The sequence below is a fragment of the Rivularia sp. UHCC 0363 genome (genome assembly GCF_034931125.1).
Lineage (GTDB): Bacteria > Cyanobacteriota > Cyanobacteriia > Cyanobacteriales > Nostocaceae > Rivularia.
The window spans coordinates 13,184-27,205 of sequence record NZ_JAYGHM010000019.1 but is presented as its reverse complement, the minus strand read 5'-3'; the positions used below and the strand labels follow the sequence as shown (position 1 = coordinate 27,205).

Sequence of the window (14,022 nt, the reverse complement as noted above, 5' to 3'; positions counted from 1 at the left end):
TTTTAAAATCCACTATACCGTTCTTCCTTAAAGGGTTCACCGCGACGATGATAACCGTTGCGTTCCCAAAAACCTAATTCTTCGTGGTCTAAAAATTCTAAACCATTGATCCATTTAGCACTTTTCCAAGCGTAGAGATGAGGAACTATTAAACGCATCGGACCACCATGTTCCCCGCTTAAAGGTTCGTTAAATAGTTTGAAAGCAAAAAAGTTTTCTTCTCGTACAAAGTCTTCTATTGCAATATTGGTAGTGTAGCCACCGTAGCAATGCTCCATAACATGAGTCGCTTTGGAGTCTACCTGAATAACTTTCATCAAGTCTGTGACTTTAATTCCAGTCCATTTGACATCAAGTTTAGACCATCGGGTTACGCAGTGGAAGTCGGCTGTAAACTCGTTATGGGGTAGCTCCATAAAATCCGACCAATTCCATTTTTGAGGTTGTACCAAACCCCATACGCTAAATTCCCATTCTTCCGTACTAACTTCAGGAGTCGCACCATAAGTAAGTACGGGAAAACCCTTTGCTAAATGCTGTCCTGGAGGAACGCGATCGCTATCTTCGGAAGTCGGCTTTTGAAAAAATTTTCCCAGCATGGTTTTACGGAATAATTTTTTTGTAGATAGATAATATCTTTTTGAATACTTCTAAATTAATTTTTACTAACTAGCAATTTATTCTCTGTGGGGTAAATCCCTTGATCGCAAGTTTGTTTGCAGGAAGAACGCTCTGATTTCTCCCTACCAATCTGTAAAATCCTGCTCGCGAAAGTATTTTTTGTACGACTCCCGTTTAAGATACGGGAGTTTTACGCCGAACAACTTTCTACAAATTGAAAGTAAATTATTCCTCCTCCTCTTCTTCTTCTTCAGATGGATAAACAAATGTAGAGCGTCCAGTCAAAATTGACTTACCAAGAGAAAGAGCTTTTTGAGCTTCAACAGTCGCTTTATGTGTCCAGGTCGCTTTACGTTTATCTCGTCTGGATTTGGATGTTTTCTTCTTTGGAACAGCCATAACAAATACCGTAGTTTTTGACAACCTTTTTATTCTAAGGCATGAATTAGGTAATAACCCCCTTTTCTCAAAGGGCGATCGCGATTCTAATTTGGTTGCTCTACTTCAACCGGAGTAGGAACTGGCACGGTGTCAGGTAGCTCTGGTGGAGAAGTTCCTTCAACAGAATTAGGAATAGCAGGTGGTTCTGGTGTGGGAGTCCCTTCAACAGGATTATTTTCTACATTATTGGTAGGGTTTGTATCGGGGTTTGTACTATTCGGTTTTGTCGCACTTGGTCCGAAATATAGTAAAGTTTGTGCGACTTTAAAGTACTTTGCCCAACGTTGCGGGTCGGGACGGTTACGCCATTCGGTACGACTAACGTTTAATTCTAAAACAGGTGCGATCGATCCATAATTTTGTACGGAAACAATTACTGATACGTCTGTAACTAAAATATCTTTATCGAAACCGCGTTGAGCTGCTGCCCTTGCTACTGCTTCTGCTCTCCGCAACAAGCTTTGGTAATTGTCTCCCGGTAGACGATCAATTTCCAGGTCAGTTCTACTCGTATAAGCTTGTACCATTTGAGGGGCGATCGCATCAATCGCTAACCATATTGGTACTGCCGTACTCAACAAAAGTACAGCGTTGGTTATCCGGATTTTCCTTGCGATCAATGGCATTAATGGAATAAATGTTTTCAACAAATTCTTGCCAACCATTATTTATAAGCTCCTAGCATTAGCGATAAACGAACGCACTATTAATAAAAGTGTTTTCATAGATTTAAGTAATAATAATGACCTCTCATCTGAAAATATGATGATAATCACTTAGACTTATTAACATAGGTTAGCTTTGTTTTTTGGCATCAGCAAGTTACATTAATTACGCTCGGATTACTCAGCCTGCGATGGGCATCATACGAGTATTGATATATATATATTTATCCAATTATTTACAAAGGGCGCATGGCAAAACTATGGGCGATCGCTATTGGCATCAATCAATATCAGTATTTTCAACCTTTGGGTTATGGGAGCGCTGATGCTGAGGCAATAAGGGATTTTTTAGTTCAACAAGCAGGTTTCCCTGAAGAGCAATGTCTATTAATGACGGATTCTTCCGTACCGATGGGAGATAAACCAACTTTACCGACAAAAAATAATATCCTTCAGCTACTCGAAGATTTAGCAGCTAGTTCTTGGCAACCGCAAGATAAATTATGGTTTTTCTTTAGCGGTTATGGTATCAACTACGAGGGACAAGATTATTTGATACCTGTTGATGGAGATTCACAGCGCATTAGTGAAACTGCGATCGAAATCCGTCAGTTAATGCAAACTCTACAGGTCGCCGAACTCGAAGTATTATCACTAATTGATTTTAATCGGGCTTTCGGTACCCAAGCAAATTCTTTTATCGGTGAAGAAACTATTGAATTAGCTCAAGAGTTACAAATTTCTACCATACTTTCTTGTCAACCAGAGCAGTTTTCTCATGAAAGCAGCGAATTAGGACACGGCTTTTTTACTGCCGCGCTGTTAGAAGCTTTGCGTTACGGTAAGATTGATAACTTGGCTGGTTTGGAAAGTTACTTGAGCGTTCGCACCCCCGAACTATGTCAGCATCATTGGCGACCAATTCAAAACCCCTTCACTTTTATTGCATCGCCAAAACAAACTTTATTTGCGGAGCAAGTCAAAAGCGATACAGAAACACTGGATATTGTAGATTCGAGAGATTTTACTGCGCGTCCAGCACCAAAGCTGGAGGAAAAACCAGTAGATACTAATGCTGACTCACTTGTAGAAGTTTCTAAAGTTTCTACCGATTCCCCTATTCCTGCAAACACAACTCCAAGCTCTCAACCCCAAGTTAAAACTAATCTGTTTGGTAAATCGCTGCTGTTGTGGAGTACAGCTACTTTAGCCGTTGCTGGATTACTTGTATTAGTTTTTCTACGCAATCAATCTAATTTTAAAATTGAACAGATATTTCAAGCATCCGATAATAGCGATGATGTGACAATCGTCAAACCTTTGCCGAGTAATTTTGCATTAGAAAGTCGATCAAGCAATAATCGAGAAACCAATCAAGCAATGCTGGAATTGGAAAATATGTCTCTCAATCCCAATCAAGCTAGCGATTTAAGCCGTGCGATCGCATCTGCTAAAAATGTTAAAAAAGGTGAAGCAGGCTATCAACAAGCTCAGAAAAATATTAGAATATGGAGCAATACGATTTTGGATTTAGCACAAAATCGTGCTGTAAACATGGAATATGCAAGCGCGATCGCAGCTGCTCAGTTGGTCGAGGAAAAAGACTCAAATTATCGAGAAGCGCAAGCACTGATCAAACAGTGGCGACAAGATCGCAAACAATATTTGAGCAATAAAACTCTTTTACAAGCTGCTCAAGCTCTAATTAAACCAGAACAAGCATCTACTTACAATCGCGCTATTGAAGTCGCTACTCGAATACCGCAATCCCAACCGGGGTTCACGATGGCTCAAGAATCTATTAATAAATGGAGTCAAGAAATAATCAGGCTTGCTAAAAATCGCGCCGAGAACCAAGAATTCTCTTCGGCAATTGCAACCGCTACTTTGGCTCCAGAAGATACAGCTGCTTATGCCGAAGCTCAAAAATTAATCCAACAGTGGCAACAAAAAATACAGGGTAATTAAGTTGCTGCGGGCAGAAATTTGTCTGTACTCTGTATTTCCTTTTTAACAATACTGCGAAATGTCCTCGCCACATTCATCAGCTAAATAACATAAGGAACGAAAACGCAAACCTACTACTTCTTCATACAGCGGATTCAGCTTGCACATTGGAGGAATGTGAAAAGTCCTACCAAATAACTTTACGTCTCGCTCAAACGGACACTGAGCCGGGATTAACTGACAAACCCGATGAGCAAATTGGCGATCGCGCACTTCAATATTATTTATCCAAAGACGCAGCGGTTTCAAAACATCCCATTGGGGCTTACCCGGATTCTGCTGCGGAGTTAAATTTGTTTCGCTCTCTTGATTAATAGATACCCAACTTGCCAGGAATATCTTTCTTGTGGTATTATTGAATACCTTCATTTTTTAGTTCCTCTATTTATTTGAGGTTTTTTAATTTAATTAACGAGCATTTATTGCAGGTCAAGCAACTTTTTTGGGAAGTCTTTTAACCCGACGAAGATGTCATCGATTTTGTTCGACAGTCTATAGATAAGATAGCTATGCTTTGCTACGTCAAGTTAAGCGCAATTCTTCGTAAATCGGAAGTGCAATACTCCCATCTTGTTTATAACTTGACATACTTAAAACTTTAGTAAAGTCATCTACCTATGGACATATTGTAGTGTAACATTTACCAAAATTAACGCAAATGAATTTTATCCGTGAAATTGATTGCAGGCTTTGTGCTAAAGGTTATCCAAGGTTAGCGCAAGAAAGTTAAAAGATGCTACTGCTTAGATAACACCTAAGAGTCAACATGATGAAGTTTTATTGCGCTAGACAATGTTTTTAACTGCTAAAGGTCAATTTTGGTCTTTTTTGAGCTAAATTGACGGAAATATGTTGAAGATTATCTCTTCTTAAAGTAAAAGAATAGTTTTTATTCGGGTAAATTATGACGCTGATTGTGGTGTATCCCGATTGTATTGCAAGGGAATATATCTTTTATTTATCATCTAGATATTTTTACTAGTTCTCAAATACACCTGTTTTGCAACGTTTTAAGCTAGCTATTTATCGATCCCGAATTATTTTGTTTAGAAATAATTTTGGCAAATAGATTTGGCTTTACCTAGCTTTAACGAGATTTATTTTTAAAATTATTTTTTCTGACGACTTTTATTATTTATTACTAACCGAGTATCAAGGAAAGCAAAATTTCTCTAGATTATTTTCAGGGTGCGTATGTCGTCCTGGATTTGTCATGAAATACGCAAACAAAGCGCTGATACAAAGCCCTACTATCTGGAATACTAAAAAAAATAGGATGCGTTGATTATCTTTTTTCAACGCAACCTATTCAATATTTTCACTATTGTTTTGGTAGAAAATCGCATAAAGACAGAAAAATACTGCCTTTATGGGAATAGAAAATTACAGTGAAATACAGTCCAAATCTATGAAGCAACTTGCTGAGCAGCAGTACGGGTACGTCGTCTCCTACCATCAGAAGCTTGTGCGGGTGCTTCATCTGGAACCTGCATCAACAATGTAACGGTAGGCTGACATCGCAGTTCTCGACGCAAATTACGAGCCAAATCGCTTTCTATCAATTCTTGTAAACCATCCCAGTCAACATTCGGTTTTTGACCGTTAAAAGGTTTTGCAAATTCTAGCCAACGTAAAGCGAGTATCTCTTCAAATCTCTGCTGTACCCACTTTTGCAGCATCGATTTTTCCATGCTGGTAACTACACCCCGCAAATGAATCTCTGGTTTCGCTAACATTTTACCGTTCCAATCAATTGCTGCTGCGACAGTAACGATACCTTCTTCGGCCATCCGCTGGCGTTCTTGCAAAACTTTATCGCTAACCATACCAGAACCGGAAGTATCCACTAATTCCAAACCAGATGGCACTTTACCGGCAACACTAATAGAATCGTTGGTCAATTTTACAATGTCGCCATTTTGAATAATCACCATATTCTCGGCAGGGATACCCATACTTTGGGCTGTCTGCGAATGTTTAACCAACATCCGATGCTCGCCGTGAACTGGTAAGAAAAACTTAGGTTTTGTCAAGGCAAGCATCAATTTTTCGTCTTCCTGACAGCCGTGACCGGAAACGTGAATTCCTTTATCGCGACCGTAAATAACATTCGCACCCTGCTGCATTAATTTATCAATAACGTTGACTACCGCAATTGTATTACCGGGAATAGGATTAGCTGAAAAGGCAACTGTATCTCCTTTCCTAATCTTGAGATGCGGGTGTTCTCCTCTAGCAATGCGGGTCATCGCCGCCATTGTCTCACCTTGAGAACCAGTAGTTAAAATTAATACGCTTTCATCCGGTAAACTACGAGCGACGTGCAGCGGTTGAAAGAGTTTATCTTCGCATTTGATATAGCCAAGATTGCGAGCGTGGGCAATCAAATTCAACATCGAGCGCCCAACTACGGATACTACGCGCTTATGTTTTTGCGCCAACTGCAAAACCATATTGATGCGATGTAGCGAAGAAGAGAAGGTAGTAATGAAGAGTCTTCCTTCGGCTTGAAGGATAATTTTTTCTAAGTTTGGATAAACCGAACGTTCTGAAGGAGTAAAACCAGGTACTTCTGCATTGGTAGAATCGCTCATCAAGCAAAGTACGCCTTTCTCACCATATTCGGCTAGCCTTTGCAGATCGAAGTGTTCCCCATCTACCGGAGTATGGTCAACTTTAAAATCTCCAGAATGAATTATTACGCCTAATGGTGTATGTATTGCCACTGTAAAACTGTCGCAAATACTGTGGGTATTACGGATGTATTCTACTACAAAATTATTTCCGATCTGCACCTTATCACGGGGTTTCACGCTTCTTAATTCAGTGCGATCGCGAACTCCTGCTTCTTCTAATTTGCGTTCTAGCATTGCCATTGCCAGTCGAGGTCCGTGAATTACGGGAATGTCGAACTGTTTTAAGTGAAAAGCAATACCGCCAATATGGTCTTCGTGACCGTGGGTAACAACCATACCCTTGATTTTATGACGATTTTCCCGCACGTAAGTCATGTCCGGTAGGACAATATTAACTCCGTGCATTTGCTCGGTGGGAAAAGCCAAACCAGCATCTAACAAGATCATTTCATCTTCATACTCGAAAATGCAGGTATTTTTTCCAATTTCATGCAGTCCGCCCAATGGAATGATTTTAAGGGCAGAATTTACTTCCTTTTTAGCCATTTTTTTCCTTAGTTAATAGGTTAGTTAGATTTTTTTTGCAGTTAAAAGCTTAATTAAGGTTTTCTAGAACAAATTATTACTGTCTTTTCTTGCATAGTCTTTCTTCTAGCAAGATTTAATCAAGTTGGATTGTCAAAAAAACGGATTTTAAATACCGTCAGAAAAACTTACCGATGGATTCCGACACATACTTTTTGAAAAACCAGCCCTTTTGCAAATTACTCTATGTATTATATTTGACGCATCTGTATATGCATCATTTAAGCTTTATTCAAATCCAGATCTTCGAGAACTGCTTCTAATTTTTGAGTGAAGTCTAATTCAGCCTCGTATAAAGGTAAACGAGTTGAACCAACTTCCCAGCCCTGAAGTTGCAAAGCTGTTTTAACTGGAATGGGATTTGCAGTTGCAAATAAAACTTTGAACAATGGAAAAAGTTTGAGATGGATATTACTAGCATCTTGGACTTTTCCACTACAAAAAGCTTGAATCATCTGTTGTAGTTGCAAACCTACCAGATGAGAAGCTACACTTACCACACCCTTTGCCCCAATAGATAACAACGGCAAAGTCATGTAATCATCACCAGAGTAAATCTGAAATTCTTGTGGTGTCAAGCGCCGCATTTCACTCGCTTGATCTATATTTCCAGTTGATTCTTTGATGCCGACAATATTTTCTATTTCAGCTAAGCGGGCTACTGTTTGGGGATGTAGGTTTTGACCAGTACGACCTGGGATATTGTATAACAACAAGGGTAATTCTGGTGCCGCTTGAGCTATTGTCTGAAAATGGCGATAAAGTCCAGCTTGCGGGGGCTTATTGTAATAAGGTACAACTTGCAATGACCCGTGTACTCCTATTTTAGCTGCTTGTTGCGTAGCCGAAGCAGCTTCTTGCGTGCAATTGGAACCACATCCTGCAATTACTTTTGCTTTACCAGACACAGCTTGCAATATGACCTTAAACAATTGGTATTCTTCATCCCAAGTCAGGCTAGGAGATTCACCAGTTGTTCCGCACACTACAAATGTATCCGTACCGCTATGAGCTAGATGTGCTGCTAATTTTTCTGCTACATCATAATTAACACTACCATCTTCTTTAAACGGCGTAATCATTGCGGTTATAACTTTACCAAAATCTACCACCATTCTTCTTTGCTCCTAATTACAGAAAGGTAGTTTTCACGTCCGCTTCGCTTAGTCTATATTTAATAACCCGATCATTTTCTTCAAGGACAAACAACACCTCATTCATTACTTTTAAATCCTTAATCAATTTAATAATTATTAGTTAATTTAGTTAATAGCAATTTTTAAGTCAACTTCTCAAATATCCATTGCTATCATATTTTATGATACTTATTTTCATATTCTATTACATATAATTACATATAAGTTGATGCTACTTCAGGATTAAATATATTCTTCTCTACTAGTAATTCGGCAATTTGGACTGCATTTAAGGCAGCACCTTTACGAATTTGATCGCCACATACCCATAATTCCAAACCACATTCATGAGAAAGATCCTGACGAATTCTTCCCACCAATACCTCATCTTGACCTGTCGCTTGTATGGGCATAGGAAAATAGTTTTCTTGCCAATTTTCTACCAATTTTACGCCGGGAGATTTACTTAAAATTTCTCTTGCTTCTTCTATATTAAAAGGTGTTGCAAACTCTAAATTAATTGCTTCTGAATGAGCGCGTAATACTGGTACCCTAACGCAAGTTGCAGTAATTTTAATATTTGGATCGCTAAAAATTTTGCGAGTTTCGTTGACCATCTTCATTTCTTCCTCGCAATAGCCCGCCGAATTTAATGGCGAATTGTGTGGAAATAAGTTAAACGCTATTGGATAAGGAAATACGTTTGCTACTGGTTCTTTTCCTGCTAGAATATCTAGGCTTTGGTTTTTCAGTTCTTCCATAGCCTTTGCACCCGCACCGCTAGCAGACTGGTAAGTTGACACAACAATCCGTTTAATGGGCTTTACTTTATGTAAAGGAAATATTCCCACCGACATTAAAATAGTAGTGCAGTTCGGGTTCGCAATAATACCCTTATGTTTAGTCGCAGCTTCGGGATTTACTTCCGGCACCACTAAAGGAACTTCGGGATTCATCCGAAATGCGCTGGAATTATCAATTACCACTGCACCCCTTTCTACTGCTTTGGGTGCCCAAATTTTAGAAACCGAACCGCCAGCAGAAGCTAGTACCAAATCTACATTATCCAAAGCAGTTTCGCTTACTGCCTCTATTAGTAAATTTTCTCCTTTGAAGGGTAGTTTTTTGCCAGCGCTACGTTCTGAAGCCAATAACTTTAAATCGGCCAAAGGGAAATTTCGCTCTTCTAATAATTCTAGCAATTCAGTGCCTACAGCACCAGTTGCTCCTAAAATAGCTACACGATAAGTTTTAGACAAATTTACTTCCTCCTCCCAATTAATTCTAGTTGTAATTATCCATCAATTGTTCGCAAACTAAATATAATAATACTGAGAAATAATATTAATCGTATTTAAACTTATCTCGCTACATTTGTAAATTATTTTTAATATCACAAAAAACTATGACTTAATTCTTTTTATAATTATTTGTAATCAATCTATTCAAATAAATATTATCTTATTACCAATACTACTCCCTGTATATTACTTTATTTTACAGCAATGATTAATTAGCTATTTGTATTTAATCTCTATTTATTATAGAACATATATTATACACTATATTTGCTTGAGGAGTAAAAATAGAACGCAACACATTTCAATTTTTATGGCATTCCCGCATAGCAGCCTAGATTTTTAACTTATAAAAACGGCATTGATTAAGAAGGTTGATGTACTATTATTCAGATGGACTGTTGCCTAATCGCAACGGCAAATAACAATGATATAATTCACCGGATTGTGGTTGAGTTAGCCTTCAACTCGACACAAGCATAAAAGCCGTCTGATTTTTGACAAAAGAACTTGTGGAACACAAGCATTATGTTGAAAATTGGCATATTACGGTGAAACGCCATATTTTGAGTAAGAACTCCCATTTAAGCAGATGTTTAGTGGAACGGTTATATTGCTCGATGCGACAGCAAATTTATCCTCTGTATTGGCTCCGGGCTTTTTCCCGATCGGGAATTGCCTCGACAAAGGGGTTAGATAATGCGATCGCGTTCAAATACAAAAAGTAGCAGAAATATATATAGAGACAAGTTTATGAAAGTCACCCAGGAAAAACTGCCAGCCAGTCAAATCGGTATAGAAATCGAGATTGCGCCGGAAAAAACCAAGCAAACCTACGAAAAGGTTATTCAAAATTACGCTCGGGAAGCTAATATTTCTGGGTTTCGTAAGGGTAAGGTGCCTCGTCAGATATTGCTACAGCGTTTGGGCAAAACTCGTATCAAAGCTGCGGCTTTGGAAGAATTGATTCAAGATGGGATTGGTGAAGCGATAAAACAAGAAAATATTGAAGCTATCGGTCAGCCTGAGTTACGCTCATCGTTTGAAGAATTAATCAATAATTATGAGCCAGGACAGCCATTGACTTTTTCGGCTGCGGTAGATGTACCACCCCAAATCAATTTGGGTGAGTATTCTGGTTTGCAGTTCAAAGTTGAGGAAGTTAAATACGATCCAGAACAGGTAGATAAAGTTTTGGATAAAGAACGTATTTCAATGGCGACTTTGATTCCTGTGGAAGGTCGTCCGGCACAGTTGGGAGATACTTCCATTATTGACTTTAAGGGCTTTTTGGCTCCTGCGGAAGGTGAGGAAAAAGCAACCGAAGAACTCGAACCAATTTCCGGTGCCGAAGCTACTGACTTTCAAGTTGATTTAGAGGAAGATAAATTTATTCCTGGGTTTATTGCAGGAATAATCGGGATGAATCCTGGAGAAACCAAGGAAATTTCGGCTCAGTTCCCCGACCCCTATGCTAACGAAGAATTAGCCGGAAAAGCCGCCCTTTTTACAGTAACCCTTAAAGAGCTTAAGGAAAAAGAACTACCTGAAATCAACGATGATTTTGCTCAAGAAATCAGCGAATTCGAGACCTTGGAAGAGTTACGTAGTTCCTTAGATGAGCGGTTTCAAAAAGAAACAGAAGACAGCGCTAAGGCAAAAAAACAAGAAGCTTTGTTGAACGAATTAGTTAAGGATGCAACATTTGACTTGCCCGAAACAATGGTTCAGCAGGAAGTCGATGCAATGATTACCCAAACAGCAATGCGTCTTTCCCAGCAAGGTTTGGATATTAAGAAATTGTTCAATCAAGATACTATTCCTCAGTTGCGCGAACGTTCTCGTCCCGAAGCAGTCGATCGACTCAAAAGAACTTTGGCTTTGCGCGAAGTTGGCGATCGCGAATCCATCAAAACGAGCGAAGAAGAAATAGAAGCCAGAATCAAAAAAATAATGGAAGAATATTCCGAGCAGGATGTTGACCCAGATAGAGTCAAAGAAGTGGTCGAAAACGAATTATTGACTGAGAAAATAATTGACTGGCTCTTAGAACGTTCTTCTATTGAACTAGTACCCGAAGGCTCTTTAAATCCTCCAGAAACGGTTGCACAAGAGGAATCTGAACCAGAAAACGAAAATGATTCTTCAATCGAGGAACAAACTGCCTCTGCTACGGTACAAGAATAATGAAGGTTTATTCCATTCAGCGATTGGCAATGTTTATTTGCGTGTAAGTTGATCGCTGATGGCTGAAAACTCCCGGTCTTCATAATCAAAATTGCCAAAATAAAAAGTCGGGATCAATTTTAAAATACTTGAAAACCGACATCAGTTAGAAGTGTCTTGCAGCCTTGTAGCAAATTGATGACATCTACACGCTCTTCATTTCTATAAGGCATAATGGTTAATACATACTGTCTTATGAAAATTCGGTTCGCATTATAAACAAGCAGTAATTGCTGTCTTAATTGCTACTATTGTCAAAATCATTAATTTCTTTATGCTTGTATCGCAGTCGGAAAATTATCTCGTAAGTAGTGTGAATCAATTTTCTATTTATTCGCAAAGCGATCGCTCTACTTCAATGCTACCAACGGTGGTAGAACAATCAGGCATGGGAGAACGAGCCTTTGACATCTACTCGCGCTTGCTACGAGAGCGGATTGTTTTTCTCGGAACTCCCGTTGATGATGCAGTTGCCAACTCGATTGTTGCCCAATTGCTATTTTTAGATGCCGATGATTCAGAAAAAGATATTCAAATCTACATAAATTCCCCTGGCGGCTCAGTTACGGCAGGAATGGCAATTTATGATACAATTCAACAAATACGTCCAGACGTAGTAACCATATGTTTTGGATTAGCTGCTAGCATGGGTGCTTTTTTACTAGCAGCAGGAACCGCCGGTAAGCGAATGTCTCTTCCGGATTCGCGAATCATGATTCATCAACCGTTAGGCGGCGCTCAGGGGCAAGCAGTAGATATAGAAATCCAAGCTAAAGAAATTCTTTATCATAAATCTAAATTGAACGAGTTGTTAGCATCTCATACTGGTCAACCATTAGAGAAAATAGACGCTGATACCGAACGAGATTTTTTCATGTCGGCTGAGGAAGCTAAAAACTACGGGTTAATCGACCAGGTTATCTCTAGGCAATATCTTCCCACAGCAGGGGAAAACGTCACTAGTGTGAAATAAGAGGCTGGTATGACAGGTAAGTACGACTCCCATTTAAAATGTTCATTTTGTGGCAAATCTCAAGAGCAGGTACGTAAGCTAATCGCCGGACCGGGAGTCTACATTTGCGATGAGTGCGTTGACCTGTGTAACGAAATATTAGATGAGGAATTGCTCGATACCAATGGTGCAGCAGCGGCTTCGCAGCCAGCACCCAGGTCAGAGCCGCCTCAAAAACGCCGTACCCGGACAGCCAGTCTCTCGCTGAACCAAATACCAAAACCACGAGAGATTAAGAATTATTTAGACGAACACGTTATTGGTCAAGAAGAAGCCAAGAAAGTACTTTCAGTCGCGGTATACAATCACTACAAAAGATTGTCGCTGGTTGGTGGGTCTAAAGAGGGCGGCAAAGATTCCACTGAGGATGTAGTAGAGCTTCAAAAATCGAATATTTTGTTAATTGGTCCTACAGGTTGTGGAAAGACTTTGTTGGCGCAAACCCTAGCAAAAATTCTTGATGTACCATTCGCTGTCGCCGATGCAACTACCTTAACTGAAGCCGGTTATGTAGGGGAAGATGTAGAAAATATTCTGTTGCGGCTGTTACAGGTTGCCGATCTAGATGTTGAAGAAGCGCAACGAGGCATTATTTACATCGATGAAATTGACAAAATTGCTCGTAAGAGTGAGAACCCCTCGATAACAAGAGATGTTTCTGGCGAAGGGGTACAGCAAGCTTTGCTGAAAATGCTCGAAGGAACCGTTGCCAACGTACCGCCTCAAGGAGGACGCAAGCATCCTTATCAGGACTGCATCCAGATTGATACGAGCAATATTCTATTCGTCTGCGGTGGTGCTTTTGTAGGTTTGGAAAAAGTAGTAGAGCAGAGAACGGGTAGAAAGTCAATTGGTTTTTTACAGCCAGGAGAAGGGTTAACAAAAGAAAAGCGAGCGGCAGATACAGTGCGCCAACTGGAACCGGGAGACCTAGTTAAGTTCGGCATGATACCGGAATTTATTGGGCGGGTACCAATGGTGGCAGTAGTAGATCCACTTGATGAAGAAGCGCTGATGGCGATATTAACTAAACCGCGTAGCGCTTTGGTTAAACAGTATCAAAAACTGTTGAATATGGATAACGTCCAGTTAGAATTTAATACGGATGCCCTTAAAGCCATAGCTCAAGAAGCTTATCGTCGTAAGACTGGAGCCAGAGCTTTGCGAGGTATTGTAGAAGAACTGATGCTGGATGTAATGTACGAGTTACCTTCTCGTAAAGATGTAGCTATTTGTACGGTAACGCGGGAAATGGTAGAGAAGCGTTCCACTGCGGAATTGCTAGTTCATCCCTCTTCCCTAGCGAAGCCTGAATCAGCTTAAATAGAGTTAGGAGTTAAGAATTGGAAATTAGAAGTTAGGAATTATTTCTTAACTTCTAATTTTTTTATTTTT

At 39.6% G+C, this 14,022-nt stretch carries 11 protein-coding genes; 4 read left to right on the top strand and 7 right to left on the bottom strand.

What is annotated here, in order from left to right:
• Window positions 1–2: 2 nt before the first annotated feature.
• From VB797_RS12950 to VB797_RS12940, 3 genes are all read right to left on the bottom strand, one after another.
• The gene (locus tag VB797_RS12950) at window positions 3–599 is read right to left on the bottom strand and encodes a sulfite oxidase-like oxidoreductase (RefSeq protein ID WP_323238100.1); all 597 of its coding nucleotides are present in this window, start codon (window positions 597–599) and stop codon (window positions 3–5) included.
• Window positions 600–846: 247 nt separating this feature from the next.
• Window positions 847–1,020 carry a 50S ribosomal protein L32 gene (gene rpmF, locus VB797_RS12945; protein ID WP_323238099.1) on the bottom strand — a complete coding sequence of 58 codons (174 nt, stop codon included), beginning with the start codon at window positions 1,018–1,020 and terminating at the stop codon, window positions 847–849.
• A gap of 86 nt (window positions 1,021–1,106) precedes the next feature.
• The gene (locus VB797_RS12940; RefSeq protein ID WP_323238098.1) at window positions 1,107–1,727 is read right to left on the bottom strand and encodes a hypothetical protein; all 621 of its coding nucleotides are present in this window, start codon (window positions 1,725–1,727) and stop codon (window positions 1,107–1,109) included.
• 249 nt (window positions 1,728–1,976) lie between these two features.
• Between VB797_RS12940 and VB797_RS12935 the strand changes: the two genes are divergently transcribed.
• Complete coding sequence (locus tag VB797_RS12935; RefSeq protein ID WP_323238097.1) at window positions 1,977–3,695, top strand: caspase family protein; 1,719 nt, start codon at window positions 1,977–1,979, stop codon at window positions 3,693–3,695.
• 42 nt (window positions 3,696–3,737) lie between these two features.
• On the opposite strand, the gene VB797_RS12930 is transcribed toward VB797_RS12935, so the two are convergent.
• The 4 genes from VB797_RS12930 to VB797_RS12915 all read right to left on the bottom strand — a co-directional run bounded on the left by VB797_RS12930 (window position 3,738) and on the right by VB797_RS12915 (window position 9,350).
• Entirely contained in the window at window positions 3,738–4,103 is a 366-nt protein-coding gene (locus tag VB797_RS12930; RefSeq protein WP_323238096.1) for a Mo-dependent nitrogenase C-terminal domain-containing protein, read from the bottom strand.
• Window positions 4,104–5,140: 1,037 nt separating this feature from the next.
• On the bottom strand, window positions 5,141–6,916 hold the full coding sequence (locus VB797_RS12925) for a ribonuclease J (protein WP_323238095.1): 1,776 nt from the start codon (window positions 6,914–6,916) through the stop codon (window positions 5,141–5,143).
• A 260-nt stretch (window positions 6,917–7,176) separates the two neighbouring features.
• Window positions 7,177–8,070 carry a 4-hydroxy-tetrahydrodipicolinate synthase gene (dapA, locus tag VB797_RS12920; protein WP_416350864.1) on the bottom strand — a complete coding sequence of 298 codons (894 nt, stop codon included), beginning with the start codon at window positions 8,068–8,070 and terminating at the stop codon, window positions 7,177–7,179.
• A gap of 236 nt (window positions 8,071–8,306) precedes the next feature.
• Window positions 8,307–9,350 (bottom strand): aspartate-semialdehyde dehydrogenase, encoded by a 1,044-nt coding sequence (locus tag VB797_RS12915; protein ID WP_323238094.1) that lies wholly within the window; start codon window positions 9,348–9,350, stop codon window positions 8,307–8,309.
• Between the two features lie 792 nt (window positions 9,351–10,142).
• On the opposite strand from VB797_RS12915, the gene tig reads away from it, so the two are divergent.
• From tig to clpX, 3 genes are all read left to right on the top strand, one after another.
• Window positions 10,143–11,576 (top strand): trigger factor, encoded by a 1,434-nt coding sequence (gene tig, locus VB797_RS12910; protein WP_323238093.1) that lies wholly within the window; start codon window positions 10,143–10,145, stop codon window positions 11,574–11,576.
• 313 nt (window positions 11,577–11,889) lie between these two features.
• The gene (gene clpP / locus VB797_RS12905) at window positions 11,890–12,588 is read left to right on the top strand and encodes an ATP-dependent Clp endopeptidase proteolytic subunit ClpP (protein ID WP_323238092.1); all 699 of its coding nucleotides are present in this window, start codon (window positions 11,890–11,892) and stop codon (window positions 12,586–12,588) included.
• Between the two features lie 9 nt (window positions 12,589–12,597).
• A complete protein-coding gene (gene clpX / locus VB797_RS12900; RefSeq protein WP_323238091.1) occupies window positions 12,598–13,950 on the top strand; it encodes an ATP-dependent protease ATP-binding subunit ClpX in 1,353 nt (450 codons plus the stop codon).
• Window positions 13,951–14,022: the final 72 nt, after the last annotated feature.